Source organism: Haloferax sp. Atlit-10N (assembly GCF_003586325.1).
Classification (GTDB): domain Archaea; phylum Halobacteriota; class Halobacteria; order Halobacteriales; family Haloferacaceae; genus Haloferax; species Haloferax prahovense.
Genome location: NZ_PSYX01000001.1, coordinates 590,384 through 614,847 on the forward strand (window position 1 = coordinate 590,384; position 24,464 = coordinate 614,847).

General features: G+C 69.0%; 28 protein-coding genes and 1 tRNA gene. 14 read left to right on the forward strand and 15 right to left on the reverse strand.

Features of this window, described 5'->3' with window-relative positions; translation table 11 throughout:
• Positions 1–28: 28 nt before the first annotated feature.
• Positions 29–838 carry a diphthine synthase gene (dph5, locus tag C5B91_RS03070; protein ID WP_008092420.1) on the reverse strand — a complete coding sequence of 270 codons (810 nt, stop codon included), beginning with the start codon at positions 836–838 and terminating at the stop codon, positions 29–31.
• Positions 839–988: 150 nt separating this feature from the next.
• On the opposite strand from dph5, the gene C5B91_RS03075 reads away from it, so the two are divergent.
• The 3 genes from C5B91_RS03075 to C5B91_RS03085 all read left to right on the forward strand — a co-directional run bounded on the left by C5B91_RS03075 (position 989) and on the right by C5B91_RS03085 (position 2,556).
• A complete protein-coding gene (locus C5B91_RS03075) occupies positions 989–1,531 on the forward strand; it encodes a DoxX family protein (RefSeq protein WP_115819076.1) in 543 nt (180 codons plus the stop codon).
• An 82-nt stretch (positions 1,532–1,613) separates the two neighbouring features.
• Positions 1,614–1,823: a hypothetical protein gene (locus C5B91_RS03080; RefSeq protein WP_008092424.1), complete on the forward strand. Its 210-nt coding sequence runs from the start codon at positions 1,614–1,616 to the stop codon at positions 1,821–1,823.
• A gap of 286 nt (positions 1,824–2,109) precedes the next feature.
• A complete protein-coding gene (locus C5B91_RS03085; protein WP_115819077.1) occupies positions 2,110–2,556 on the forward strand; it encodes a Rieske (2Fe-2S) protein in 447 nt (148 codons plus the stop codon).
• Positions 2,557–2,875: 319 nt separating this feature from the next.
• Here C5B91_RS03085 and C5B91_RS03090 read toward each other — a convergent pair.
• The 3 genes from C5B91_RS03090 to C5B91_RS03100 all read right to left on the reverse strand — a co-directional run bounded on the left by C5B91_RS03090 (position 2,876) and on the right by C5B91_RS03100 (position 4,838).
• Positions 2,876–2,948 (reverse strand) — tRNA-Thr (locus C5B91_RS03090).
• Between the two features lie 92 nt (positions 2,949–3,040).
• Positions 3,041–4,027 (reverse strand): class I SAM-dependent methyltransferase family protein, encoded by a 987-nt coding sequence (locus tag C5B91_RS03095; protein WP_115819078.1) that lies wholly within the window; start codon positions 4,025–4,027, stop codon positions 3,041–3,043.
• A gap of 340 nt (positions 4,028–4,367) precedes the next feature.
• The gene (locus C5B91_RS03100) at positions 4,368–4,838 is read right to left on the reverse strand and encodes an HTH domain-containing protein (RefSeq protein ID WP_115819079.1); all 471 of its coding nucleotides are present in this window, start codon (positions 4,836–4,838) and stop codon (positions 4,368–4,370) included.
• A 177-nt stretch (positions 4,839–5,015) separates the two neighbouring features.
• On the opposite strand from C5B91_RS03100, the gene C5B91_RS03105 reads away from it, so the two are divergent.
• Entirely contained in the window at positions 5,016–5,444 is a 429-nt protein-coding gene (locus C5B91_RS03105) for a universal stress protein (protein ID WP_004972379.1), read from the forward strand.
• A 51-nt stretch (positions 5,445–5,495) separates the two neighbouring features.
• On the opposite strand, the gene C5B91_RS03110 is transcribed toward C5B91_RS03105, so the two are convergent.
• Complete coding sequence (locus C5B91_RS03110; protein ID WP_004972377.1) at positions 5,496–5,936, reverse strand: universal stress protein; 441 nt, start codon at positions 5,934–5,936, stop codon at positions 5,496–5,498.
• A 78-nt stretch (positions 5,937–6,014) separates the two neighbouring features.
• Here C5B91_RS03110 and C5B91_RS03115 point away from each other — a divergent pair, with 78 nt between their 5' ends.
• Positions 6,015–6,731 carry a TVP38/TMEM64 family protein gene (locus C5B91_RS03115; RefSeq protein WP_049968256.1) on the forward strand — a complete coding sequence of 239 codons (717 nt, stop codon included), beginning with the start codon at positions 6,015–6,017 and terminating at the stop codon, positions 6,729–6,731.
• Here the strand turns inward: C5B91_RS03115 and C5B91_RS03120 are convergent.
• On the reverse strand, positions 6,706–9,561 hold the full coding sequence (locus tag C5B91_RS03120) for a cation-transporting P-type ATPase (RefSeq protein ID WP_049968257.1): 2,856 nt from the start codon (positions 9,559–9,561) through the stop codon (positions 6,706–6,708). The two genes, C5B91_RS03115 and C5B91_RS03120, sit on opposite strands and share 26 nt — an antisense overlap.
• A gap of 83 nt (positions 9,562–9,644) precedes the next feature.
• On the opposite strand from C5B91_RS03120, the gene fdhF reads away from it, so the two are divergent.
• Positions 9,645–11,699 (forward strand): formate dehydrogenase subunit alpha, encoded by a 2,055-nt coding sequence (gene fdhF, locus C5B91_RS03125; RefSeq protein WP_115819080.1) that lies wholly within the window; start codon positions 9,645–9,647, stop codon positions 11,697–11,699.
• Positions 11,692–12,450 (forward strand): selenium cofactor biosynthesis protein YqeC, encoded by a 759-nt coding sequence (gene yqeC, locus C5B91_RS03130; RefSeq protein WP_115819081.1) that lies wholly within the window; start codon positions 11,692–11,694, stop codon positions 12,448–12,450. The genes fdhF and yqeC overlap by 8 nt, the downstream gene beginning before the upstream one ends.
• Before the next feature lie 79 nt (positions 12,451–12,529).
• Here yqeC and C5B91_RS03135 read toward each other — a convergent pair whose 3' ends face one another.
• From C5B91_RS03135 to C5B91_RS03160, 6 genes are all read right to left on the reverse strand, one after another.
• Positions 12,530–12,970 carry a pyridoxamine 5'-phosphate oxidase family protein gene (locus tag C5B91_RS03135; RefSeq protein ID WP_049968259.1) on the reverse strand — a complete coding sequence of 147 codons (441 nt, stop codon included), beginning with the start codon at positions 12,968–12,970 and terminating at the stop codon, positions 12,530–12,532.
• A gap of 73 nt (positions 12,971–13,043) precedes the next feature.
• The gene (locus tag C5B91_RS03140; protein ID WP_008092438.1) at positions 13,044–13,520 is read right to left on the reverse strand and encodes a universal stress protein; all 477 of its coding nucleotides are present in this window, start codon (positions 13,518–13,520) and stop codon (positions 13,044–13,046) included.
• A 30-nt stretch (positions 13,521–13,550) separates the two neighbouring features.
• Complete coding sequence (locus C5B91_RS03145; protein ID WP_008092439.1) at positions 13,551–13,871, reverse strand: hypothetical protein; 321 nt, start codon at positions 13,869–13,871, stop codon at positions 13,551–13,553.
• Between the two features lie 114 nt (positions 13,872–13,985).
• A complete protein-coding gene (locus C5B91_RS03150; RefSeq protein WP_049968260.1) occupies positions 13,986–16,415 on the reverse strand; it encodes a heavy metal translocating P-type ATPase in 2,430 nt (809 codons plus the stop codon).
• A 2-nt stretch (positions 16,416–16,417) separates the two neighbouring features.
• The gene (locus C5B91_RS03155; RefSeq protein ID WP_049968261.1) at positions 16,418–17,212 is read right to left on the reverse strand and encodes a sulfite exporter TauE/SafE family protein; all 795 of its coding nucleotides are present in this window, start codon (positions 17,210–17,212) and stop codon (positions 16,418–16,420) included.
• 1 nt (position 17,213) lies between these two features.
• Entirely contained in the window at positions 17,214–17,432 is a 219-nt protein-coding gene (locus C5B91_RS03160; RefSeq protein ID WP_004972354.1) for a hypothetical protein, read from the reverse strand.
• A gap of 165 nt (positions 17,433–17,597) precedes the next feature.
• Here C5B91_RS03160 and C5B91_RS03165 point away from each other — a divergent pair, with 165 nt between their 5' ends.
• From C5B91_RS03165 to C5B91_RS03190, 6 genes are all read left to right on the forward strand, one after another.
• Positions 17,598–17,825, forward strand: a complete 228-nt coding sequence (locus C5B91_RS03165) for a hypothetical protein (RefSeq protein WP_004044002.1) — start codon at positions 17,598–17,600, stop codon at positions 17,823–17,825.
• Positions 17,826–18,365, forward strand: a complete 540-nt coding sequence (locus tag C5B91_RS03170) for a cytochrome c oxidase subunit II (protein ID WP_008092442.1) — start codon at positions 17,826–17,828, stop codon at positions 18,363–18,365.
• Positions 18,365–20,134, forward strand: coding sequence for a b(o/a)3-type cytochrome-c oxidase subunit 1 (locus C5B91_RS03175; protein ID WP_115819082.1), 1,770 nt, complete (start codon positions 18,365–18,367; stop codon positions 20,132–20,134). Before C5B91_RS03170 ends, C5B91_RS03175 begins: the two co-directional genes overlap by 1 nt.
• Entirely contained in the window at positions 20,131–20,325 is a 195-nt protein-coding gene (locus tag C5B91_RS03180) for a hypothetical protein (RefSeq protein ID WP_004971074.1), read from the forward strand. The genes C5B91_RS03175 and C5B91_RS03180 overlap by 4 nt, the downstream gene beginning before the upstream one ends.
• A gap of 204 nt (positions 20,326–20,529) precedes the next feature.
• Positions 20,530–20,751, forward strand: a complete 222-nt coding sequence (locus tag C5B91_RS03185) for a hypothetical protein (RefSeq protein WP_008092444.1) — start codon at positions 20,530–20,532, stop codon at positions 20,749–20,751.
• Between the two features lie 133 nt (positions 20,752–20,884).
• Complete coding sequence (locus tag C5B91_RS03190; protein ID WP_115819083.1) at positions 20,885–21,316, forward strand: universal stress protein; 432 nt, start codon at positions 20,885–20,887, stop codon at positions 21,314–21,316.
• A gap of 12 nt (positions 21,317–21,328) precedes the next feature.
• Here C5B91_RS03190 and C5B91_RS03195 read toward each other — a convergent pair whose 3' ends face one another.
• Both C5B91_RS03195 and C5B91_RS03200 read right to left on the reverse strand, forming a co-directional pair.
• On the reverse strand, positions 21,329–21,730 hold the full coding sequence (locus C5B91_RS03195; protein WP_008092446.1) for a hypothetical protein: 402 nt from the start codon (positions 21,728–21,730) through the stop codon (positions 21,329–21,331).
• 58 nt (positions 21,731–21,788) lie between these two features.
• Positions 21,789–22,853 carry a S1C family serine protease gene (locus C5B91_RS03200; protein ID WP_115819084.1) on the reverse strand — a complete coding sequence of 355 codons (1,065 nt, stop codon included), beginning with the start codon at positions 22,851–22,853 and terminating at the stop codon, positions 21,789–21,791.
• Between the two features lie 204 nt (positions 22,854–23,057).
• Here C5B91_RS03200 and C5B91_RS03205 point away from each other — a divergent pair, with 204 nt between their 5' ends.
• Positions 23,058–23,717, forward strand: a complete 660-nt coding sequence (locus tag C5B91_RS03205; RefSeq protein WP_008092448.1) for a bifunctional 4-hydroxy-2-oxoglutarate aldolase/2-dehydro-3-deoxy-phosphogluconate aldolase — start codon at positions 23,058–23,060, stop codon at positions 23,715–23,717.
• Between the two features lie 34 nt (positions 23,718–23,751).
• Here C5B91_RS03205 and C5B91_RS03210 read toward each other — a convergent pair whose 3' ends face one another.
• On the reverse strand, positions 23,752–24,447 hold the full coding sequence (locus tag C5B91_RS03210) for a carbonic anhydrase (RefSeq protein ID WP_008092449.1): 696 nt from the start codon (positions 24,445–24,447) through the stop codon (positions 23,752–23,754).
• Positions 24,448–24,464 lie beyond the last annotated feature (17 nt).

Consider the following 24,464-nt stretch of genomic DNA (forward strand, 5'->3'; position numbering starts at 1 on the left):
TTCTCGTTTGTTCGATTTTCGTCTCGGTTCAGTTTTCGTCGTCGAACAGCTCCTCGGGCGCACCGCCGAGCGCCGAGAGCGCATCGGATTCGACGTGATGGACCTCGCCGGGGATGACGAGCATGTGCAGCGGTTCGCCGAAGTCGCGCTCGGCGAGCGCCGACAACCGGTCCGCGGCGACGACGGGGTCCGGACTCCCGGCCCGGCAGACGGCCACGCCGAGGGCGTCGCCGTCCCAGTGCTCGGCGAAGAGTTCGGCGGCGTAGTCCGCGGTCATGTACTGGTCGCCGTCGACCTCGACGCCGCGACGACCCTCCCAGTCGACCTTGATGTCGAGGTAGACCAGCGTGTGCAAGCCGAGTTCGCGGTTCGCTTCGAGCGAGTCGACGACGCTCTTCGGAACCGGGTCGCCGCCGTGAACGTACGGGAACGGGAGCGTCACGGCCTTCCCGAAGCGGTAGTTCTGGAGTCCAGTCAGGCCGCTGGCGGCGGACTGGGCGGTCACGCCGTGGACGAGTCGCGTCTCGATACCGCGTTCTTCGGCCCGGAGGCGCAGGTCGACGTGCGTGGTCGAAATCATCGTGTCGCCGGCGGTGAGGAACGCGACGTATTCGTCCTCCGCGGCGTCGAGTATCGGCTCGGGGTCCTGTTCGACGCCGGCGCGGTCGCGGACCTCAATGTCGATGTCGTGGTAGGCTTCGAGTTCCTCGACGGTCGCGCCGACGAGGTGGCTCGTGTAGAACTCCGCGAAGGCGCGGTCGGCGTCCGCGAGCGCCTCCCGCCCTTCGACGGTGATGGAGCGCTCGTCGTACAGACCGAGGCCGATGAAAGTGAGCATGTCCGTGTTCTGTCGCGGGCGGTGATAAGCGGCGTGACCTCCGGCGAGACGGCCGATACTCATCGTGTGAGATTACCCAACACACTATTGTAGTTTGGCGGAAAATGTTACCTCTGTATGTCAACCGATAGTCGTACACTAGAGACGGAGATGTTCGGACGAGCGGTGCGGTTCGACTACTCGGAGCGGTGGGTCGGTTACTCGCTGTTCCTCCTCAGAGTGGTGATGGGGTGGACGTTGTTCCAAGGCGGCATCACGAAGCTCGTGACGTACCTCGATGCGGACCCCTCGAACAACTGGACCGCGGCGGGCTACCTCGCCAACGCGATCCCCGAGGGAAACCCCCTGATGGGGCTGTGGGGCTCGATGGCGGGGAGCCCGCTCATCGACATGCTGAACATGTGGGGCTTGACGCTCGCGGGGTTGGCGCTTATCCTCGGCGCGTTCGTCCGATTTAGCGCCTTCTGGGGCGCAATTATGATGCTGTTCTACTGGGCGGCGGCGCTCGAAGGCGGCATCCTCGCCGGACTGCCGCTGGCTCACGGTTGGGTCGTCGACGACCACATCGTCTACGCGGTGTTGCTGTTCGGCCTCGGTGCGTTCGGCGCGGGTCGCATCCTCGGCGTCGACGCCTACCTCGAGAACATGGAGTTCGTGCGGCGTAACCGGTGGATGAGTCTCGTCATGGGCTGACGACCGCGCACCAGCGACCGTTCTTTGGGCCTCGGCGCCGAACCCGACGGAACTTTCTCGACTGCCGCGTTTCGTTCGACTGATGTCGACACCTCGTGCCACGGTCTCCTGTCCGACGTGCGGCCTCGAAGAACACTTCTCGAAGCTCGCCGACGCGCGTCTCAGAATCGAAGCACACCGCGCGGCGACCGGACACGACCCTACGTGGGAGTTGGGCCGGTTCGCACCCGGCGTGGAGAAGATGGGCGACGAAGCGGGCGTCTGCGGTGTGAACCTCGACGGGGACCGCTGACCTACATTCCGCACCCCAGTCCCGCCGAGTGTCGAGTCAGCGGATATGAGATTCATAACAATACGACATTCCCTCGAACGAGTGGGTATGTGGTGTGAACGGTGCGGACGAGATACGACGGTTCGGAGACACGCGGTAGACGAGTTCACCGGGTTCCTCTGTAGTGACTGTCGGGTAGTTTGGGACCGGTTCACGTCGGCGTAATCGGCGGGGCCGGTTCCGGTCTCGTTACTCACCCCCAGCGTCGCCGATAGCTACTTTTCGACCCGGCCGATAGCTGTGTTCGATGGTCGATGGAACCCGAGTCGCGGCCGTAGACGACGTCCCCGAAAACGGGTCGTACCTGTTCACCGCGGAGGACGCGTATTCGCGGACGAAAGAGCTCATCCTCGTCCGATGCGACGACGGGCCGGGCATCGAAGCGTGGCCGAACACGTGCACCCACGAGAACCAGCGGTTCGACCGCGGGACCGGCGCGGCGATGCGCGACGGCGAGATTGTCTGCCCGAAACACGGGTCGATGTTCGACGCCTGTTCCGGCGCGTGCGAAAACGGCGAGGCGGCCGGTACCAGTCTCCCCGAGGTGGATGTCACGGTCGCCGACGGCGGCGTCTTCCTGATTGACGACGAGTATACCTATCTCTACGAGGGCGCGGCCCGCAACGACGAGGACGACGAGGATGACGAGGACGACGACGATATTCCGAGTTCGACGTCACACATCGGATTTTAGGCCGTCCCTGCGACGCCCCGCCGTCCGCCGCGACCGTCGGTGTAGTGGTTGCCTACTGGTCGGAACCGGGCGAGAAGACGCGTTCGGGTCTCGACGCGCCCGGGTCCGGTTGGGTCCGGTTCGAGTTCGAGAACGAGGACGTTTCGACGCGGGCTAACCGCCGTTCGCACGGCGACTACTCGAACGGGTTAGTCGACCCCCCCGTTAGTCGACCCCCCCCTTTTCGGAGCGCCCACACCTACTCAGAGGTGGGCGCGTGATTCTGACGCGGCGGCTGCGAGGTGAACCAACATCTCTGGGTTTTGAGTTCGGCAGAAAGAGCCGGTGGAGGGATTTGAACCCTCGGCCTATTCCTTACGAAGGAATCGCTCTGCCAGCTGAGCTACACCGGCGCGGTGGGCTTTCGAACGCATTCTTCCGTACCCCGGTTACGTAATTAAGACTTGCGAATCAACCCGGTGTCTGCCGTTCGGCACCAGCCCGCTCACGTCCGCTTCGTCAGGCGAACGTCGAGACAGACGTTGTACTCGTGGGGGGCGTACGACCGGACGACGTGCTCGTTTACGACCTCGACCTCGTACGTCGACTCGGCGGCGGCGCGGACGGCGGCCAGTCCCGGTCCGAACGGGTCGTCCTCGTGTTGGATGTCGTAGAGGTGAATCACGCACTCGTCGCTCGCGAGGCGGACCGCCGTGTCGAGGAAGTCGCTGGCGCTGTGCGGGAGGTTCATGATGAGTCGGTCGGCCCAGCCCTCGTAGTCGGCGGCGACCTCGCGCACGTCGCCGTGAATCGCGGTGAGTCGGTCGGCCACGTCGTTTCGCTCGGCGTTCTCGCGGAGGTATTCGACAGCCGCCTCGTTGAGGTCGCAGGCGACGACTTCCGCACCCGCGGCGGCGGCGGGGACCGCGAAGGGGCCGACGCCGGCGAACATGTCGAACACGTGCTCGCCCTCGCGAATCGCCTCGACGACCCGGTGGCGCTCGGTCGCCAGTCGAGGCGAGAAGTAGACGGTGTCGATGTCGAGCCGGAACTCGTGGCCGTACTCGCGGTGGACCGTCTCGGTCGAGTCGCCGACGAGCACGTCCCAGTCGCGGACGCGGAGCTCGCCTTTGACCTTCGAGGCGCGGTTGACGACTGTCTCGGCCTTGAGGTCCGAGGCGACGATGGCGTCGGCGATGTCGCGGGCGCGGTCGGGGTCGTCCTCGTCGAGGATGACGATGTCGCCGAGTCGCTCGTACGAGGGTTCGAAGCCGAGCAGGTCGGCGGGCGTGGTCTGCGTCTCGCGGGCGGGTGGCTCGTAGTCGACGACCGTCAGGTCGTCGGGAACGGCGTCGGCGTCGACGACGGGAATGTAGAGGGTCCCCTCGGCGACGGTAATCTCGTGGTCGTGGTCGAGCAGGCCGGCGTCGGCGAGGCGCCGGCGCGCCGCCTCGCCGGACTCGCGGGGCACGCGGACGCAGGGGACGTTCATACCCCCACCACTACACGGCTCCGAGTAAGGGTGACGCTTCGCCGCGGACGTATATACGACCCTGATGTATCAGGGACCAAGTATAGATGACTGGCGAGGAAACGATGATTCGCCCACACTCTCGACGACAGTCGTCGTTCGAGTGGGGTGCCTCTGACACAGTTGGGCCTTGCCCGGGCCCACTTTCGGTACCAAGTCCCGGGGCGAGTGATTCGGGTGTACGCCGCCGGAATCGCGTCCGTCGATGGCGACGTTTCTCGCGGAACGCATCGTTCGAAAATTGACCGTCTCGACCGGGTGGCGTTGTTTTCGTAGCCACGAGTCGGCGACTCGTCCCCGTTTACACCTCGACGTGCTCGCGATCGATACCGAGGAACGACTCGGCGGTCTCGACCCAGTCGGCGAGCGTTCGAGTCCCATCGTCTCGCTCGTGCGGATAGACGGCCTCGATTTCGTCGTCGCGGAAGACGATGCCCAGCGTCGGCGGAAGGACGACCGCGTCGTGTTCGGGACCCATCCGGCCCGACCCGACCGTCGCCCGCTCGCCGAGCGTCGGGAGCGCGACCCCTTCCGTTCGCGCCCACAACCGACACTCGGCGAGTCGCTCGCGGACGACCGCGTCTCGTTTCGTCGGCGCGGTATCGGACTCGACATCCACCTCGCGGCCCCACGTCCGGACGCACACGTCGTCGACGAGCCCCTCGTCCGCGAGCCGTTCGAGTCGGACCACCAGCGTCTGGTGTTCCTCGCCGAGGCCGTCCCGAATCGGACGAATCCACAGTTCTACCCTCCGTTGTTGGTCGGTCTGCATGCTCCTCACCACCCAGATTACGATACGCTCGCTCCGGACATAAGGCGGGCTCTTCCTTCCCGGTGGCCGGGAATCGAGACGGTGGTGGCGGGGCTGCGGTCGGCTGTGAGGTGACCGGAGGCCGAAGCCCGGGCGACCGGGTTCGGGTTTATTCGCTCGGCGCGCGTCTGTGACGACATGTTCGACCACATCCTCGTCCCGACCGACGGCAGCGACCACGCGGTCCGCGCCGCCGAGTACGCGGTCGACCTCGCGGCGACCTACGGGGCCGCGCTCCACGTCCTCTACGTCGTCGACGTTCGGACCGGACACGCGGACGCGCCCGTCGACGACGGCGATTCCCGGACGCGCGGGGAGGCGGCCGTCGGCGTCGTCGCCGACTTGGCGGCCGACCGCGACGTGCCCGTCGAGACGGAGATTCGGGTCGGCCTGCCGCACGAGACAATCGTCGACTACGGTGAGGAACGCGGCATCGACCTCGTGGTGATGGGCACCCACGGGACGAGCGGGCTGGAGCGATACCTGCTCGGAAGCGTCGCGGAGCGGGTCGTCAGGCTCTCTGACGTTCCGGTGCTGTGCGTGCCGCCGGCTGACGACGACGAGTGAGGTGCGTCGCTCGGGACTGGCAGACGAGCCGTGAGGCATGAGTGGCGACCCTCAGCGGACGACCATCACGCTCATCGGCGCACGGCCGGAGACCAACTCGGCGACGCTGCCGAACAGCAGGTCCGTCTCGCCGGCGCGGCCGTGGCCGCCGAGGTAGACGGCGTCGACGCCCTCCCGGCGCGCGAAGTCGACGATAGTCCGCGCGGGGTCGCCGCGGAGGGTCTCGGTCCGGAGTTCCACGCCGCTCCCGTCGGCCAGCGCCGCGAGTTCGTCGAAGATGTCGGCCGCGAGTTCGTCGGCGCGTTCGTACCACTCCTCGGAGCCGTGGAGCGGTTCCGTGCTGATATCCACGTCGAGCGGCGCGCTGTAGCCGGGGTCCGTCGGGTCGATGACGTGCAGGGCGACGACCGTCGAATCGGCGTGCGCGAGGGCCTGTTCGAACGCTCGCTTCGACAGCGGCGAGCCGTCGACGGCGACGAGAATCGTATCCATCACGATTATTCCTACGTCATCTCGACACAAAAACGCTCCCGCGCCGGGTTTTTCTCCGCGGCGTGCGAGGGGCCATCCGTGCTATCCGTCCCCGAACTGTTCGAGTCGCCGCGCGACCGGTGGCGGACGCTCGCGCTCGCCGCCGTCGTCGTCGCCGTCGTCGCGTTCGCCGGCACGACGCTCGTCGGCCGCTTTCCGTTTCTCGCCAACCCGACCGCGCTGCGGACGTGGCTCCTCGGGTTCGGCGCGCTCGCCCCCCTCGCGTTCGTCGGCGTGCAGATCGCGCAGGTCCTCGTGGCGCCCATCCCCGGACAGGCACTCGGGTTCGCCAGCGGCTACCTGTTCGGGGCGCTCTGGGGGACGGTCTACAGCATGGTCGGCATCGTCCTCGGCACGGCGCTCGCCGTCGGAATCGCGCGGTCTCTCGGTCGCCCGTACGTCGAACGCGTCGTCACCGCCGACGCGCTCTCGGTGTTCGACGACGCGATGGAGACCCACGGGCTGGCCGTCCTCTTTCTCGTCTTCCTCGTTCCCGGCCTCCCCGACGACGCCATCTGCTTCGCCGCCGGCCTCACCGACATCCCGGTCCGCAGGGTCGTCCTCGTCGCGGCGGTGGGTCGGCTCCCCGGCTTCCTGCTCGTGAACCTCGCTGGCGCGGCCGCCGCCGACGGCAACGCCGAACTCACCGCGGTCTTCGTCGGCGCGCTGCTCGGTGCATCGGTTCTCGGCTACCTCTACCGCGACCGGCTCATGGGCGCGCTCGGGTCGCTCACGGGGCAAACAGCCGGTCGTTGAGCCACACCAGCCACAGGTTCGCGGCGAGGAACGGAACGAACGCCCCCGCGACCCAGCCCCACTCGGTGAGCCCGAGCGGGACGACGCCGAAGAGGTCCGCGACCGGCGTGTAGAGCAACACGAGGTGGAGCGCGAGCGACAGCCCGACCGCGCCGAGGAGCCACGGGTTCGAGAGCGGCGACAGCCGGTAGCGGAGCCGCACCGACTGCGTGCGGACCAACTCGGCGGTGACGAGGAACGTAAACAGCACCGTCTGGGCGACGACGAGGTCGTCGGACCGAGAGAGCGCGTAGAAGAACACGCCCAGTCCGGCCGCGGTGAGCGCGACGCCGATGCCGAGAATCGAAGCGACGGTCCGGCGGTCGAGGACGCCCTCGTCGCGTGGGCGCGGCGGCCTGCGCATCACGTCGTCCGACTTGGGGTCCGCGCCGAGCGCGAGCGCGGGGAAGCCGTCGGTGACGAGGTTGAGCCACAGAAGCGCGACGGGCGTGATGACGAGCGCCGACTCGGCCGCGAACACCTCGGGGAACAGCGCCGCTCCGAGGAGCGTCCCGAGGAAGACGACGAACACCTCGCCGGCGTTCGCCGACAGCAGGTAGTTGACGAACTTGCGGATGTTGTCGAAGATGCCGCGGCCCTCCGCGATGGCGTCGCGGATAGTGACGAAGTTGTCGTCGCGGAGCACCACGTCCGACGCGCCCTGTGCGACCTGCGTCCCGCGGTCGCCCATGGCGATACCCACGTCGGCGTTGCCGAGCGCCGGCGCGTCGTTGACGCCGTCACCGGTCATCGCGACCGTGTAGCCCGCGTCCTGGAGCGCCCGGAGGATGCGGACCTTGTGCTCGGGGGAGACGCGGGCGAACACGTTCGTCTCCTCGACGACCCGACCGAGTTCCGCGTCGTCCATGGCGGCCACCTCGGTTCCGGTGACGACCGAGTCGGCGTCGATGCCGACCTCGCGGGCGATGGCGCGGGCCGTCCGCGGGGTGTCGCCGGTCGCCATCGTCACCCGAACCCCGGCGTCGAGGCAGTCGGCGACCGCCTCGGCGACGCCCGCTCGCGCCGGGTCGGTCATGCCCTGCAACCCGAGGAAGACGAGCCCCGATTCGAGCGTCTCGTCGTCGGCGTCGAGGTCTGCCGCGGGCGCGTAGGCGAACCCGAGCACGCGGAGGGCGTCGTCGGCGAAGGCGGCCACGGTCGCGTCGACGCGCTCGCGGCGCTCGTCGTCGAACGACTCGAGTTCCCCGTCGACGAGGACGCGGTCGCACCGCGCGACGATTTCCTCGGGCGCGCCCTTCACGAGCGCGACGGGGCCGTCGCCGGGCGCGTCGAACGCGTCGACGACGACCGACATGCGCTTTCGCTCGGAAGTGAAGGGAACTTCGCGAAGTCGGTCGTCGGGGTCGCGCGAACCGTCGAGGCCCGCGTCGGCGGCGGCGTTCACGAGCGCGACCTCGGTGGGGTCGCCCCGGTGGGCTCCGTCGTCGAGTTCCTTGGTGTCGTTACAGCGAGCACCGCAGGACAGGAGTGCCGCGAGCGCAGGGTCCGGACCGGGGTTCGGACCCGTGGCAGTCGCGGATGCTGAGTCGGCCGCAGCCGCCGCGTCGGTCGCGGTCGGCGCGCCGCCGTCTCCGGAGGCCGTCCCGGCCGACTCCGAATCGCCGCCTAGTTCGACCGTCCGGTCGCCGGGAAGCCACGCGCGGGTGACGGTCATGCGGTTTTCGGTCAGCGTGCCGGTCTTGTCGGTGACGATGTAGTCGACCGCGCCGAGGCTCTCGACGACCGCGAGGTTGCGGACGAGCGCGTTGCGCTCCATGAGCGTCCGCGACCCGAGCGCGAGGGTGAGCGTGACGACCGCCGGCAGCCCCTCGGGGACGGCCGCGACGGCGAGCGTGACGGCGACGAGGAGGACGACCACCGGGTCGGTCGCGGTGAGGAACAACTGGACCGCCGCGATGAGCAGGATGAGCGCGACGATGCCGACGCCGATGCGGCGGCCGAGGCGGTCGACCTCGATTTCGAACGGTGTCTCCCGCTGGCGGGCCTGCCCCAGTTGGTCGGCGATGGCGCCCAGTTCGGTGTCCATCGCGGTGGCGACGACGACGGCCTCGGCGCGGCCTCTGACCACGGTGGTCCCGGCGTGGAGGACGCTCCCCCGGTCGGCAAGCGCCGTGTCGGCCGACACCGGTTCGGCCGCCTTGTCCACCGGGACGCTCTCGCCGGTCAGCGTCGATTCGTCGGCCCGGCAGTCGGCCGCCGTGAGAATACGGGCGTCTGCGGGGACGGCGTCGCCCGCTTCGAGGACGACCACGTCGCCCGGGACGACCTCGGTCGAGGGGACCGCTCGAATCGAGCCGTTGCGTCGGACCGTCGCGTCCGGCGTCGCCATCTCCCGGAGCGCCGCGAGCGCCTGCTCGGCCCGATAGTCCTGCACGAAGCCGAACAGCCCGTTTCCGAGCAGGATGAGCAGGATGAGCGCGGCGTCGGTGTAGCCCGGGTCGCGGCCGGGCAGGAGGCCGACGGCGAGCGAAAGCCCGGCCGCGACGAAAAGCAGGAGGATGAGCGGCCCGGTGAACTGCGAGACGAGGAGCGAAAGCGGCGAGACGCCCTCCTCGTCGGCGAGTTCGTTCGGCCCCTCCTCGGTGAGTCGGCGGGCCGCGTCGTCGGCGTCGAGACCCTCGCGGCTCGACCCGAGTCGCTCCAGCGCCGCCTCGCGTTCGAGCGCGTGCCACGGGACGTCCTCGCGTCCGCTCGCGTCCTCTGACTCCCGATGCGCGGTTGCCTGCTCGTGCACGCTTCGACCGAACGACACGAGCGGACGTATGTCCACCGGCGATTTTCACGCCGCCGCAGTCGGCGGTACGATGAATATCGTCCGGGTCACACGTTCGACTATGTGTGTGGTGTGTCAGCGTGTCTAATCGGGCGGCGGAACCGAACGAGAGCGTCTGTCCGTACTGCGGCGTCGGCTGCGGCATCCGCTACGACGCCGACCGCGAGAGCGCCGTCGGGTGGAATGGGCCGGTCAACACGCGGGGCGAACTCTGTCCCAAAGGGGCCGCGGCGTGGGACGTGGTCGAACACGACGAGCGCCTGACTACCCCGCTGGTGCGAGTGAACGGCCGGCTCGCCGAGGCGACGTGGGACGAGGCGTTCGACCGCATCGAACGCGAGTTCTCCCGGGTCGTCGCCGACCACGGCCCCGACTCGGTGTTCTTCTTCTCGTCGTCGAACTGCACGAACGAGGAGAACTACCTGCTCCAGAAGGCGGCGCGGGCGCTCGGGACGAACAACATCGACAACTGCGCGCGGCTCTGTCACGCCTCGACGGTGGCGGCGATGGGCGACCGCTTCGGCGCGGGGGCGATGACCAACTCGCTTTCGGACCTCGGGGAGGCCGACGTGTTCCTCGTGACCGGCGCGAACCCCGCCGAACAGCATCCGGTCATCTTCCGGTCGTATCTGCTCCCGGCGCTCAAGTCGGGGACGACGATGATTCACGTCGACCCCCGCGAGAACCAGACGACGAAGGCGGCGGACATCCACCTCCCGGTGAAGCCGGGATTCGATATCCCGCTTCTCAACGCGATGGCCGCTGTCGTCGTCGAGCAGAGGTTAGTCGACGAGGCGTTCGTCGCCGAGCGGACCACGGGGTTCGAGGCGCTCCGCGAGCACCTCTCGGGGCTCGATATCGACGCGGAAGCCGAGCGCGCCGGCGTCGACCCCGCCGACCTCAGAGCCGCCGCGAGAGCCTACGGCGAGGCCGGCCGCGCGGCCATCTTCACCGGGATGGGGATGAGCCAACACCACTACGGCACCGACAACGTGCAGGCGCTCATCAACCTCCCGCTCCTGACCGGCAACATCGGGAAGGCGGGCACCGGCGTCAACCCGCTCCGCGGGCAGAACAACGTGCAGGGCGCGGGCGACGTAGGCGCGCTTCCGAACGTCCTGCCGGGGTATCGACCCGTCACCGACGACGACGCCCGCGCCGCCGTCGCCGACGTGTGGGGGTTCGAACCGCCCGCCCTGCCGGGACTCACGGAGGTCGAAGCGACCCACCGCTTCGGCGACGAGGTGCGAGCGGCCTACGTCTTCGGCGAGAACCCCGCCGTGACCGAGCCGAACGCGAACCGCGTCCGCGAGGCGTTCGAGGCGCTCGACTTCTGCGTCGTCCACGACGTGTTCCCGACCGAGACGGCCGAGTTCGCCGACGTGGTGCTTCCCGGGAGCGTCTGGGCCGAGAAGTCGGGGACGGTGACGAACACCGACCGACAGGTCATCCGGATGAACCGAAATGTCGCGCCGCCGGGAGACGCCCGCGCCGACCTCGATATCCTCCGGGAGTTCGCCGCCCGCGTGGCCGGCCTCGACGCGCCCGCGACCCCCGAGGGCGTCTTCGACGAACTCCGGCTGGTGACGTCCATCTACGCCGGCATGTCGTACGAGGGCATCGGCACGGGAAGCCAGCGCTGGCCGTTCCCGGTTGGCGCGACCGAGGGGACGGCGATTCTCCACGCCGACGCGTTCGAATCCGGGTCGAAGACCGCCCCGTTCCGGGTGGTCGAACACGTCGACCCGGCGGACCCCGTCGCCGACGGCGAACTCGCACTCATCACGGGGCGGGTCCTCCAGCACTTCAACAGCGGCGCGCTCACCCGGCGGTCGGGCGTGCTGATGCGGATGCGCGGTGAGGACTCCCTGCAGATTCACCCCGACGACGCCGCCGCCCGCGGCATCGAAGACGGCGCGGCCGTCCGCGTGGAAAACGACCGCGGCGGCGTCACGGTCGCGGCCGAGGTGACGCCCGCGGTCCGCCGCGGGACCGTCTTCGCCACGTTCCACTACGCCGACCCGTTGGTGAACCGGTTGACTGGAGACGCGCTCGACCCGGTGGCGAAGATTCCCGAGTACAAACACAGCGCCGTCCGCGTGACGGTCGAACCGGAGGTGGCGGCCGGTGACTGACGAGCCGTTCGCGTCGCCTACATCGCCCCCGACGCTCGCCGACGCCCTCGGCATCGGCCCCGACGACCTCGTCTGCGCCGTCGGCGCGGGTGGCAAGAAGTCGCTTCTCTACCGGCTCGCCCGCGACCTCGACGGCGTGGTCACGAGCACCGTCCGCATCCCAATCTTCGACGACGAGGTCGGCGAGGTCATCGTCACGGACGACCCCGAGACCGCCATCGCGGAGACGCCGACCCGCCCGCTCGGCGTCGTCGCGGAGCGCGAGCGCTCCGACCGCTACCGCGGCTACGACCCGGCGACGGTCGACCGAGTCGCGCGCGCCACCGACGACGTGGTGCTCGTCAAGGCCGACGGGGCGCGGGCGCGCTGGCTGAAAGCGCCCGGCGAGGACGAACCGCAACTCCCCGACACGGCGGACCTCGTCTGCCCGGTCGCCAGCGTCCGGGTCGTCGGCGAGCCGCTTTCCGACGAACGCGTCCACCGGCCGGAACTCGTCTCGGACGTGTCGGGCACGGCCGTCGGCGACCCGATATCCGAGTGGGACGTGGCCGCCGTGCTGTCGAACGACGCCGGCGGGATGAAGGACGTGCCCGAGACGGCTCGGGTCGTCCCGGTGCTCAACATGGTCGACGACGAGCGACTGGCAGAGACGGCCGAAGAAATCGCCAGATGGCTCTGTGAACACCCGCGCGTCGACCGAGTGGTGGCGACGTCGCTCGCCGCCGACGAGTCGGTCGTCGGATTCTACTGACCCGGCTCCCGGTCGCAGAGGGGTCGTTCTGCCGCCACGGTGGCGACCGATACAAGCGGTCCCTCGGCGGCGAGACGGCTCATCTGGCTGTTTCGCGGCCCGTCAGCTCGTCGAGTTCGAGTTCGACGAGGTGGAACTCGAGGTCGTCGACCTCCTCGTCGAACACCCGGACGCCGCCGAACAGTTCGTTGATAGTCGTCGCGTCGGGGCGCTCGTCGTCCGGGAGGACGCGAATCGGCCCGCGGGCCATGATACTCCACGAGTCTTTGCCCGCATCCTCGTAACAGACGAACGTCGCCTCCTCGGTCTCCTCGATGAACGCGAACTTCTCGCTTCGCCCGTCGTCGGTCAGACGGAACAGGAGTCGACCCCCCTCGGCGTCGTAGGAGACGTGCGCGGGAATCGCGTAGGAGCGCCCGCCGTCGGCCAGCGACAGCACGCCCGACGAGGCGTTCGAAAGCCGTTCGGTGACGGTCTCGGGGTCGGTCCCGACGGTGTAGACGTATCTGATATCTCGCATACGTGACGTTCGCGGCCGCGACACATGAAACGGTGGTGCGCGGGGCGAGTTCGCTGGACGCCGGGTCGGTGACTCAGGGGAGATAGAAATGCGACTTCGGGAACCGTCTGTGGATCTCCGGGGACGCGTGGCGGACGATGTGCACGTCGTGGGAGTCGTCGCTGGCGACGTTCCCGCCGACGCTGACGAGCGGGACGACGACGCGACCCGCGTTCTCGCTGCCGACGAAGACGACGCTCGCGTCCGTCTCGGACGCGACTGACTTGAGCTTCGCGACGATGTTCCCCGGAGCGGGGTTCCGGCCGACTGTGACTGCCTGAAACGACGCCGACGGCGCGATGTCGACTGCGGTTTTGTGGAGTTCGCCGACGACGGTCTGCCGGTCGAACACCTCTCTCGAGGGGACCCACCCCGCCTCGACGGCGTATTTCGAATCGTCGGGGACGACGGCGACCGCGAGCACGTCGTGGCCGGTTGCCGATGCGAACTGCGCGGCCCTGTCGAGCGCCGCGTTCGCCAGCGCGGAGCCGTCGTAGGCGACGAGATACATGCTTGCTGGTCGTGCGGCGGCCGTGATAAATCAGTCGTCGGCTATCGATTCGACCCGCTCGCCCGACGACGCGAGTCGGTCGAGGGCGTCCTGTGCGGCGTCGCTCACGGCGTCCGCGTCGCGGTAGGAGTCGCCGAGGCCGACCTCGCGGCGGTGCCACTCCCCGTCGGCGAAGGCGAAGATGTCGACCCACCAGTAGAGCGTCAGCCCCCGGGCGAACTCGGTGATGGTGACGCGCCGGTCCGAGTCGGGCGACTCGTAGACGGTCTTAGCGCTCGCCTCGTCGGTGTCCACGTCGGTCTCGACGGTCCACCCCTCCGGAACGGCGAGCGAGAAGGGGTCGTCTGTCATTATCGTTCCCGACGGGTCGGAGCGACTTGATTGGTCCGCTTTCGGCGACCGTCTCGGGAAGGCGACCGGTCGGCCGGCCGCGACGACCCCGGCTGCCGGTGGAGTGTCGGCGGCTCAGTCGAGCGACCGCGCCGAGTTGGCGACGACGAGAAGGCTCGACGTGCCCATGGCGACGGCGGCGAAAAGCGGGTTGAGCACGCCGAGGGCGGCCAGCGGGATGGCGACCGCGTTGTAGCCGAACGCCCATGTGAGGTTGCCGCGGATGCGGCGGTTCACCCCGGCGGAAAGCGAGAACACCTCGGGAATTGCGTCGATGTCGCGGCCGACGAGCACCGCGTCGGCGGCGTCGCCCGCGATGTCCGTCCCCGTGCCGAGCGCGATGCCGATGTCGGCGGCGGCGAGCGCGGGCGCGTCGTTGCTCCCGTCGCCGACCATCGCCACGGTGCCCCGGGCGCGGAGGCGTTCGACGGTCTCGGCTTTCGCCTCCGGCGGGACGCCCGCGAACACGTCTGTCACGTCCGGGTGGTCGCGGAACCGCCGCGCGGCGCGCTCGGAGTCTCCCGTGAGAACCACGACCTCGCGCCGGCCACCCTCGGCGACGGCGGCGACCACGTCGTCCCACGCGGCCCGCGGTTCGTCGCCGACGACGAGCACCGCCAGAGAGCGCCCGCCCCGGCCGACGACGACCGGGACCGCGCCCTCGTCGCGGGCGGCCTCGACGGCGGTCTCGTGGGCCGGGGAAAGCGTCGCGCCCTCGTCGCGGAGGAGCGAGGGGTGGCCGACGACGACGCGCTCGCCGTCGACTGCGCCGGAGACGCCGCGGTCGTGGACGGTCACGTCGTCGGCCGAGACCTCGGGAACCGACACGCCGGCGTCCTCGGCCGCCTCCACGACGGCGGCCGCGAGCGGGTGCGCGGAGAAGCGTTCCAACGCGGCGGCCGCGGCGACTGCGGCGGTCTCGTCTCCGACGACCCGGAGGACCGCCATGTCGCCGTCCGTGAGCGTCCCGGTCTTGTCGAAGACGACCACGTCAACGTCGGGGACGGCCTCGAAGACGGCCTCGGAGGCGACGACGATACCCCGGCTCGCCGCCTCCTTGATTCCCGAGGCGACCGCCAGCGGCGTGGCGAGGCCGAGCGCACAGGGACACGAGACGATGAGGACCGTGAGCCCCACGAGGAGCGCGTCGGTCGGCGTGCCGCCGCTGAACAGCGTCCAGCCGAAGGCGACGGCGGCGAGGACGAGCACCGTCGGGACGAAGATGGTCGCCAGTTTGTCGGCGAGGCGCTGGACGCCCGAGCGGGCGCTCTGGATGTCCCAGAGCAGTTCGACCAGCCGGTCGAGCGTGCTCGTCGCGTCCTCGCCGACCGCGACGACGAGCGGGCGGTCGGTGACGACGGTCCCGCCGAGCACGTCGTCGCCGGGGCGCTTCGTCCGCGGCATCGACTCGCCGGTGACGAGCGCCTCGTCGACCGCGGCGGTCCCCTCGCGGACGGTTCCGTCGACCGGAACGCGCTCGCCCGGCCGGACTTCCACGAGGTCGCCCGGTTCGAGCGCGTCGAGCGCGACCATCTCGACGGCGGTGTCGCCGGAGCCGTCGGCATCGCCGGCGACTCGCCGCCGGGCCTCCGAGACGCGGGAGGCCGCGAGGTCCGAGAGCATCCCGGCGGCCTTCCGCTTGATGCGGTCCTCGTAGTAGTTGCCAAGCGTGACGACGAGGATGATTGCGACGGTCACGTCGAAGTAGACGTGGGTCTCGCCGACGAGGACGGCGGCCGTCGAGTAGACGTAGGCGCTCGTCGCCGCCAGCGAGACGAGCAGGTCCATGTTCGGCTGGCCGGCGCGGAGGCTGACGAGCGCCCCGCGGAGGATGGGAAAGCCGGTGTAGAACAGGACGATGGAGGTCATCACCCAGATGTTGCCGAGGATGTAGATACCGTCGAACACGCCGAGTTCGACCACCGGCCGGACGCCGACGTAGGTCGGGTACAGAAACAGGACGTACCACAGCATCACCATCATGCCGAAGACGCCGCCGCCGATGACGAACCGCGCGACCTGGTTGTCGGGCCGTTCGGCCGCCTCGCGCTCCTCGGGGTCGCGCGTGCCGTAGCCGTAGCGGGCCAGTGTCCCCGACAGCCCGTCTAAGTCGGTGGCCTCCGGGTCGTAGGTGACGCGGACCATGTCGTTGGCGTAGCTGGCTTCCGCGGCGTAGACGCCCTCGCAGGTCCGCGCGGTTCCCGAGACGAACGCCTCGCAGGTGGCGCAGTGCATCCCGTCGACGGCCATGTACGTTCGCTCGGCGTCGTCGGGAACCTCGTCGGCCTCGCCCGCGAGTTCGCGCTCGACAGTCTCCGGGTCGGCGCTCGCGGCGTCGCCGAGCGCGCGGGTAATTTCGAGACAGCCGCGACAGCAGAACTCGCCGGCTACGCCGTCGCCGGTGACGGCCGGCGTCGGCGTCGGTAGTCCACAGAGGTCACAGCCCTCGGCGTCGGCGTCGCTTCCGCCGCCGGCCGACCCGCGGGACCGCGTCGTGGTCGACATCGTCACAACGGTTGGTAGAAGGGCACGTGAAGGTGCGGGACCGACACGCCCAGAAGCATCAGCCCGTGGGACAGCGGGATGTAGCCGAGGACGAGGAACGCCGCCCCGAGCGCCCGGTGGAGCGTCGCCCGCCGGCGCGCCGAGACGCGGCCCAGAAGCGTCCCGTAGAGGAACAGCGTCGGTACCGTCCCGAGGCCGAGCAGGCCGAGCAGGGCGGCGGCCCGGAGCGGTTCGCCTGTCGAGAAGGCGTAGAGGTACGCCGGGTAGATGATGGGACACGGGAGCAGGCCGTGAATCGCCCCGAGGCCGAGGATTCGCGGGCCGCCGACGAGCCTATCGACCCGCGCGGTCGCCCACCCGCTGACGCGACCGAACAGGCTCGTCACCGCGGTCGGGGTGAACCGGTCGATGGCGGCCGACTGCCCGACGAGGTAGCCGACGCCGGTGAGGATGATCGCGGCCCCGACGAGCAGGCCGGTCGTCGCGCGGACGCCGCTCCCGATGGCGGTCACCGAGTCGAACGCGTCGAAAAACAGGCCGCCGACGAGGGCGAAGGCCGCGCCGATGGCCGCGTAACTCAGCGCCCGGCCGACGTTGAACAGGGCGTGTTGGCGGACCTGCCGGAGTGTGAGCGACCGGCTATCGACGCCCTCGCGGTCGGCGAGGCGGTCGGCGTAGACGCTGACGAGCGGGCCACACATCCCGAGACAGTGCGCCCCGCCGAAGAGGCCGACGAGGAGGAACGCGACGGCCTCGGGCGTCGCGGCCGGCAGTCCGAGCGAGATGCCGCCGTCCATCTCAGGCGGCGTGTTCGCCGTCGGTCTCGGCGTCGCCGTCGCCGTCGTGACCGTGGCCGCCCTCGGTCGGGCTCATCAGGAAGTAGATGACCGCGGAGATGAGGAGCACGTTGACGGCCGTGACGACGCCCGCGAGGGGGTTTTTCGTCACGCCGAAGATGACCGCTGGCAGGAGCGCGAGCAGTGCGACGGTTCCGGCGCGTCGTGGCGTGAGTTCCATACCGGTCCATTCGCGACCACGGTGTTTCTGATTTCGCCCATTCCCACCGCGTTGGAATGGGGAGTTGCGTTAAAGTCCCGTTATTCCTCATGACCGGGTATGGCCGTTGATTCGACAGCAGAGGGAGCCGCGTCCTCTGCCGCGCGCACTTCCACCGACGGAGGCGTGCCAGCAAACGCGGATTCCCAAGGTGATTCCGGGCAGGCAGACCCCCCGGTCGACTCCATCGTCGGGACGGCCGACGACGGCATCGTTCGCGAACTCGGACACGACGATTTCGACCCGGTCGGGACGCTCGTGCTCGTCCTCATCTACATGGCGATTCTCATCGGCATGTGGGTGTTCATGTACTTCGTCGAGTTCCTCGGACGGGGCCTCACGGTGGTGGGATAGATGGAGATTCACGCCTACGAGAAACTCTGGTTGGCGCTGGCGCTCGTCCTCATCGTCGGGTTCATCGGGACGATTACTTACGGGGCCGCGGGCGCGGGTATCGACATGATAGACGACAAGGGCGGCACGGTCGACCCGGCGACGCTCGACCAGCATCCGAAGTTCGGCGACCCCGGCATCGAACGCAACGGGGAGAACAGCTACGACGTGTACGTCGTCGCTCGCCAGTTCGTCTTCGAACCCGGCACGACCGAGCCGCTCCGCGTTCCCGCCGGCAGCACGGTCACGTTCCACGTGACCGCCGCCGACGTCATCCACGGCTTCGAGGTCGTCGGCACGAACGCGAACACGATGGCCATCCCCGGGCAGGTCGCGGAGTTCACCGTCGAGTTCGGCGAGCCGGGCGAGTACGGGATGCTGTGCAACGAATACTGTGGCTCCGGCCACCACGTGATGGAAGGGAAGATTGTGGTTATGGAACAGGAAGAATTCGACAGTTGGTACGAGCAACAGCAGGCACAAGGGGAGGCTGAGAACTGATGGCGACCGCATCCGGCGGCGGCGAGTTCGTCGATAAGTTCCCCGACGAGGCGGCCGTCATCAAGGCGAGTTTCCTCATCGCGTTCGTCTCGCTCGGCATCGGTGCCTTCTTCGGCCTCGTTCAGGCGCTCCACCGAACGAACGTCCTCCGCGTCATCGACTCGGCGGACTACTACACCATGCTGACGGGCCACGGCGTGCTGCTCGCCATCGTATTTACCATCTTCTTCCTCTGCGGCGTGTTCCACTGGGCGGTCGCCAGAAGCCTCGACCGACCCGCCGAGAGCGCGCTGTTCTCGTGGGCGTGGGTCGGCCTGATGACGACGGGCGCGGTTCTGGCCACCATCGCCATCCTCGGCGGCTTCGTCCCGAACCTCGGCATGAGCGCGGACGTGCTGTTCACGTTCTACGCGCCGCTCCAAGCCCACCCGATATTCTACATCGGGCTCGCGATGTTCATCGTCGGGACGTGGCTCTCCGGCGCGGACTGGTTCCTCTCCTACCGCGCGTGGCGACAGGACCACCCGGACGAGCGCATCCCGCTGCAGACGTTCATGGTCCTCACGACCATGATTATGTGGTACATCTCCACCCTCGGCGTCGCCGTCTCGGTGGTGTTCTTCCTCATCCCGTGGTCGCTCGGTCTCATCGAGAGCGTCAACCCGCTTCTGACGCGGACGCTCTTTTGGTACTTCGGCCACCCCATCGTCTACTTCTGGCTGATGCCGGCGTACCTGCTTTGGTACACCGTGCTCCCCAAACTCGCGGGCGGTCGCCTGTTCAGCGACCCGCTGGCACGCGTGGTGTTCCTCCTGTTCCTCCTGCTTTCGACCCCGGTCGGGATTCACCACCAGTACCTCGACCCGGGCATCGCGGAGGGCTTCAAGTTCATCGCCATGACGAACACGATGTTCCTGCTCCTCCCGTCGCTGCTCACGGCGTTCACGGTCGTCGCCAGCGTCGAACACGGCGCGCGCCAGCGCGGCGGTAAGGGCTACCTCCGCTGGCTCGGCGCGCTCCCGTGGCGCGACCCCGCCTTCACCGGCATGGCGCTCGCGGGTGCGATGTTCGCCGCCGGCGGCTTCTCCGGCATGATCAACGCCGGGATGAACATCAACTACCTCATCCACAACACGCTGTGGGTGCCGGGGCACTTCCACCTCACCGTCGGCACGGCCGTCGCGCTGACGATGATGGCCGGCTCGTACTGGCTCGTCCCGCAGGTCACGGGCACGAAGCTCTACAGCCGTCCCATCGGCCTCCTGCAGGTCATCATGTGGTTCGTCGGCATGGTGTTCATGTCGAACGCGATGCACCGCGCCGGCCTCGCCGGCATCCCGCGACGCACCGCCGAACCGCAGTACCAGAACTTCGAGTTCCTGACGCCCATCGGGAGCATCTTCGAGCTTCGGGTGCAGATCGCCCTCGGCGGGACGCTCCTGTTCCTGTCGGTGGTGCTGTTCCTGTTCAACATCCTCCTGACCTCGCTCGGCGAGGAGTCCGACCGGCCGGTCGATTCGCACCTCCCCGAGCCGCTTTCGGGGCCCGAGGGGAGCCCGCGCATCCTCGACAACCTCGCGATGTGGACCGGTATCGCGGCGGTGCTCGTCGTGCTCGCGTACACGCTCCCGCTGGCCGGCATCATCCAGAACGGCGGCGGACTGTTCGGCGGCGGCCTCCCCGTCCCGGCGACCGTCTCGGCCGGCTTCGACCTCGTGTTGACGACGGTCACGAGCGCGTTCAACACCCTCTGGGGGGTCGTCGCGTGAAGCTCACGAAGGCGCGGGCGCTCATCCTCATCGCGTTCAGCGTCCCCGTCGCCATCGAACTGCGCACGGTGGCGGGCTTCTTCAACGTGGAGCTCCCGCTCATCGCCGTGGCGGTCATCGAGTTCCTCTTTCTCGCCCTGCTGTTCGTGCTGTACGGGCTCTACGGCGAGGGGTCGGAGTCGGCGGCGTAACCGACGACTCGAACAACGTTTCGACAGGCCGGGCGCTCGTTTCGACGCCTGAGTTTCCGATTCGTCGCCGCAGTACCGCCACGCGACGAGCCCCGTACCGGTATAAAACCCCCGCGATAGCGTGGAAGACGCCCGGTCAGTTTCCCGGTCGCTGGGAAGCAGTCTCCGTTTATATTCGATAGTCCCGCGTAGGTACAAGCGATCATGAGCAACCTCGACTTGATGAAGGCCGGCATCGGCCTCGCGGTCGTCATCGGTATCGTCCTCACGGCGGTCGCCGGCTACGCGCTGTTCGCAACGTTCGGCGGTATCGAAGGCCTGACCGTCGCGCCGGAACTCCTCGTCTCCGTCCTCTTCGGCGGCCTGCTCGTCGCGGCCGCCGCGGGCGTCCGGAAGGTCGTTCCCCGGCCCCGAACCCGTATCTGAGCGATCGCACCGACCGCACGACCGGCTCCGCTGACCTCCGTTCTCCGTTTCTCGACCCGCTGAGCGACCGCACCGCCCGATTGCCCTGACGCGAAGGCGAAAAGCGATATCGACCGAACACCAATGGAATGACATGTACGACACCGTTCTCGTCCCCACCGACGGCAGCGCCCGCTCCCGGGCGGCGGCCCGTCGCGCCATCGACCTCGCGAGCGCCTACGGCGCGTCGATTCGGGCCCTCTCGGTCATCGACGTCGGCGACCTCGGGCTGTGGACGGCCGCCGACGTGCCGGTCGAGCGAGTGCGCGCGAGCCTCCGCGACGCCGCCGAGATGGCCGTCGAAGAGGTCGCGTCGCTCGCCGCGGACGCGGGCGTCCCCTGCGAGACAACGGTCCGAGTCGGCGTGCCGTACCGGGAGATACTCGACGTGGCCGACGAGGGTGACGCGGACCTCGTGGTGATGGCGACGCACGGCCGGACCGGTCTCGAACACGCGGTTCTCGGAAGCACGACAGAGCGGGTCGTCAGGCTCGCCGACGTGCCGGTGTTGACGGTCAGAGAGTGAACCGACCCCGACTCAGACCAGCGCCCTGAGTCCGTCGCGGAGCGCCCGCCGGCCGTAGACCGCGAGGCCGACGGCTCCGGCCGCGCCCAAGAGGAGCGGAATCACGTCGAAGCCGTCGACTGCGAGCCGGAGCGCGCCCCAGACGAGGAACGCGGCGGCCTGCGCGACGTAGAACGCGAGCGTCTCGTTGAACGGGACGAATCCCCCGGCGAGGAAGACGACACAGAGGAGCGCGATACCGACCACGTCGGCACTCATCGGCGGGAGCCAGCCGAGCGCGACCGCGCCGACGGCGAACGCACAGAAGACGACGCCGACGGCGAGCCGTAGCGGCGCGATTTCGGCGAACAGCGATTTGTCCGGCGGGACGACGTTCGAGCCGCCATCCGCCGGCGTCGTAGATGTCGGAGGCACAGTCGTACGTTCGTCCGGAACTGTCAAAGTTCTATTCTCTCGTCCGGTCGCGGTCCGCTTACTCCACGGGGATGCGACTGCCGCCGTCCCCGCCAGTCCGGTCGTCGCGGTCGATGGCGGGGCGCTCGTCGAGTTCGACGACGAGCGTCAGCGGGTCGCCCTCGCGGACGATGCCGACGGCGACCGGTTCGCCGGGGCGAGTTTCGGTGATGAGGTAGCGCATCAGTTCCTCGTGGGTGCGGACCGGGTTGCCCTCGATGGCGACGAGCACGTCGCCGCCGACGGGAATCGGAGAACCGCGGTAGTCGGCCGATTCGTGACAGCCGTGGAGGAATCCCTCGTCACCGTCGGCACCGGCGGCGTCGACGACGAGGACGCCGTGGGGCGCGTCGAGGCCGTTCACCTCGGCGACGGTCGGCGTCACGTCGAGGGTGCGCGCCCGGAGGTACGAGTGGCGGTAGCGACCGTCGGCGACGAGCGCCGGAAGGATGCGGTTGGCGATGACGGGCGAGACGGCGAAGCCGATGTTGTCGCCCTGTTTAGCGCGGTTGACGCCGACGACCTCGTAGGCGGGGTCGGCGGTGTCGCCGCCGTCAGCGGTCGAGTCGCCCTCGGGGGCGGCGAATCCGACGAGCGGCCCGCCCGAGTTCCCGGGGTTGATGGGTGCGTCCGTCTGGACCACGTCCGGGATGGCGAACCCGTTCGAGGTGGGAAGCGACCGGTTCGATCCCGAGACGATACCCGCGGAGATGGAGCCGTCGAGTCCCAGCGGGTTCCCGAGGGCGGCGACCGAGCGTCCCGGCGCGGGGTTCTCGGTCGCCAGCGGAAGCGCCGCGGCGTCTTCGGGCAGGTCGTCGACGGCGACGACGGCGAGGTCGGTGTAGGCGTCCGCGCCCACGACCTCGCCGACGCGCCACGACCCGTCGGCAAAGCGGAGTTCGACCCGGCCGGCGTCGCTGGCGTCGGCGAGCCGAGAGACGTGCTCGTTGGTGACGAGATGCCGGTCGTCGTAGACGAAGGCGCTCCCCGCCCCGCCGGGGCGTCGGCGGCCGCCGACGTAGACGGAGACGACCGAGGGGATGACGTCGCGATACAGCGCTTCGAAATCGGGATACGTTGGCATGGTGGTGCGACGAGGCGGCACATACCGCCGGGGCGTCGCTTACCTCGGGTTAGCGCCCAGCGGATTTGAGCGTGTCGCACGGTGACAGCCAACACGACTGTCACGGGCGGCGGAGCGGTCGGGAGCGGCGGCCGCGGGTCGCGAGCGAAACGATGCCGCGAGACCCCCAATTTAATACTATCTGTAGTAAACGTCGAGACAGCAATGGTCGCACTCGACGTACACGAGGACATGCAACGACTCGCCGACAGCGGCGTCGTCGCGGTGATGCGCGGCGCGGATGCGGACACCATCATCGACGTGGCCGACGCGCTCCACGAGGGCGGCGTCACCGCCTACGAAATCACGGCCGACAACCCCGACGCGATGGACCTCATCCGCGAGGTATCGGCGTCCTTCTCGGACCGCGAGGCCATCGTCGGGGCCGGGACCGTCCTCGACGCGCCGACCGCCAACGCGGCCATCCAGGCCGGCGCGGAGTTCGTCGTCGGGCCGAACTTCGACGAGGGCGTCGTCGAGACCTGCAACCGCTACGGGACGCTCGTCGCGCCGGGCATCATGACGCCGACCGAGGCGGTCGACGCGTACTCCGCGGGCGCGGACCTCGTGAAGGTGTTCCCCGCCTCCTCGCTCGGCCCCGGCCACCTCAAGAGCATGAAGGGGCCGCTCCCGCAGATTCCGATGATGCCGACCGGCGGCGTCGGCCTCGACAACGCCGCGGACTACATCGACGCCGGGGCGGTCGTCGTCGGCGCGGGCGGCGCGCTCATGGACGGCGAAGCCATCGAAAACGGCGACTTCGAGGTCATCACCGAGACGGCCCGCGAGTTCTCGACCGTCATCGACGACGCTCGGGACGACTGAGTCCGAACCCGAACTGACCACCCATCAATCGCTTTTACCGAATCGACTGCACGCGCTCTTCGAACCCTGCGGGAACCACGTCCGCGAGCGCGTCGGGGTCCGACTCGCCGTTGGCCGCGACGAGGTAGGCCGCGCCGTCGTCGTCGCCGTAGACGCGCTGGAAGTCGTAGACGAAGCCCCAGCAGTCGGTCGCCTCTGGCACCTCGTCGCTCTCGGTGAGGTACTCCACCTGCCGGACGACCGCGTACTCGACGAGTCGGTTGACCGCCTCGCCGCCCGGCGTGTCCGCGTCGAACACGCCGAGTTCGCGGGCCTCCTCGGCGAGCGGAACGAGCCGCGAGACGGCGGCTTCGACCGCCGGGGGAAGGTCCCCGACGCTCCCGCCGGCGACGGTCTCGTAGGCGGCCGTCACCGCGCCGCAGCCCGTGTGCCCGAGGACGGCCACGTCGGTCGTCCTGAGCGCCGAGACGGCGTAGCCGACGGCGTCGTTGACGACGAGTTTCCCGTCGACTTCGGTCCACACTTGGTTGCCGACGTTGACCGACGTGAACAGCTCGCCGGCTTTGTCGGCGCTCCAGACAGCGTCGGCCGGGACGCGAGAGTCAGAACAGCTCACCGAGACGACCGCCGGCGACTGCGCCTCGCGCACGCCGTCGAAGTGGTCGGCGGCGAGGCTCTCGACGTGCCGTGCGTTCCCGGCCAAGAGTGACTCCAGCACCGTTCGCGTCATTGGTGTAGGTTGCGTCC

Bases quoted from the DNA above. Each gene is read 5' to 3' on its own strand.
- dph5 (WP_008092420.1), bottom strand. From the start codon at position 838: ATGCTCACTTTCATCGGCCTCGGTCTGTACGACGAGCGCTCCATCACC.
- C5B91_RS03075 (WP_115819076.1), top strand. From the start codon at position 989: ATGTTCGGACGAGCGGTGCGGTTCGACTACTCGGAGCGGTGGGTCGGT.
- C5B91_RS03080 (WP_008092424.1), top strand. From the start codon at position 1,614: ATGTCGACACCTCGTGCCACGGTCTCCTGTCCGACGTGCGGCCTCGAA.
- C5B91_RS03085 (WP_115819077.1), top strand. From the start codon at position 2,110: ATGGTCGATGGAACCCGAGTCGCGGCCGTAGACGACGTCCCCGAAAAC.
- C5B91_RS03095 (WP_115819078.1), bottom strand. From the start codon at position 4,027: ATGAACGTCCCCTGCGTCCGCGTGCCCCGCGAGTCCGGCGAGGCGGCG.
- C5B91_RS03100 (WP_115819079.1), bottom strand. From the start codon at position 4,838: ATGCAGACCGACCAACAACGGAGGGTAGAACTGTGGATTCGTCCGATT.
- C5B91_RS03105 (WP_004972379.1), top strand. From the start codon at position 5,016: ATGTTCGACCACATCCTCGTCCCGACCGACGGCAGCGACCACGCGGTC.
- C5B91_RS03110 (WP_004972377.1), bottom strand. From the start codon at position 5,936: ATGGATACGATTCTCGTCGCCGTCGACGGCTCGCCGCTGTCGAAGCGA.
- C5B91_RS03135 (WP_049968259.1), bottom strand. From the start codon at position 12,970: ATGCGAGATATCAGATACGTCTACACCGTCGGGACCGACCCCGAGACC.
- C5B91_RS03140 (WP_008092438.1), bottom strand. From the start codon at position 13,520: ATGTATCTCGTCGCCTACGACGGCTCCGCGCTGGCGAACGCGGCGCTC.
- C5B91_RS03145 (WP_008092439.1), bottom strand. From the start codon at position 13,871: ATGACAGACGACCCCTTCTCGCTCGCCGTTCCGGAGGGGTGGACCGTC.
- C5B91_RS03150 (WP_049968260.1), bottom strand. From the start codon at position 16,415: ATGTCGACCACGACGCGGTCCCGCGGGTCGGCCGGCGGCGGAAGCGAC.
- C5B91_RS03155 (WP_049968261.1), bottom strand. From the start codon at position 17,212: ATGGACGGCGGCATCTCGCTCGGACTGCCGGCCGCGACGCCCGAGGCC.
- C5B91_RS03160 (WP_004972354.1), bottom strand. From the start codon at position 17,432: ATGGAACTCACGCCACGACGCGCCGGAACCGTCGCACTGCTCGCGCTC.
- C5B91_RS03170 (WP_008092442.1), top strand. From the start codon at position 17,826: ATGGAGATTCACGCCTACGAGAAACTCTGGTTGGCGCTGGCGCTCGTC.
- C5B91_RS03175 (WP_115819082.1), top strand. From the start codon at position 18,365: ATGGCGACCGCATCCGGCGGCGGCGAGTTCGTCGATAAGTTCCCCGAC.
- C5B91_RS03185 (WP_008092444.1), top strand. From the start codon at position 20,530: ATGAGCAACCTCGACTTGATGAAGGCCGGCATCGGCCTCGCGGTCGTC.
- C5B91_RS03190 (WP_115819083.1), top strand. From the start codon at position 20,885: ATGTACGACACCGTTCTCGTCCCCACCGACGGCAGCGCCCGCTCCCGG.
- C5B91_RS03200 (WP_115819084.1), bottom strand. From the start codon at position 22,853: ATGCCAACGTATCCCGATTTCGAAGCGCTGTATCGCGACGTCATCCCC.
- C5B91_RS03205 (WP_008092448.1), top strand. From the start codon at position 23,058: ATGGTCGCACTCGACGTACACGAGGACATGCAACGACTCGCCGACAGC.
- C5B91_RS03210 (WP_008092449.1), bottom strand. From the start codon at position 24,447: ATGACGCGAACGGTGCTGGAGTCACTCTTGGCCGGGAACGCACGGCAC.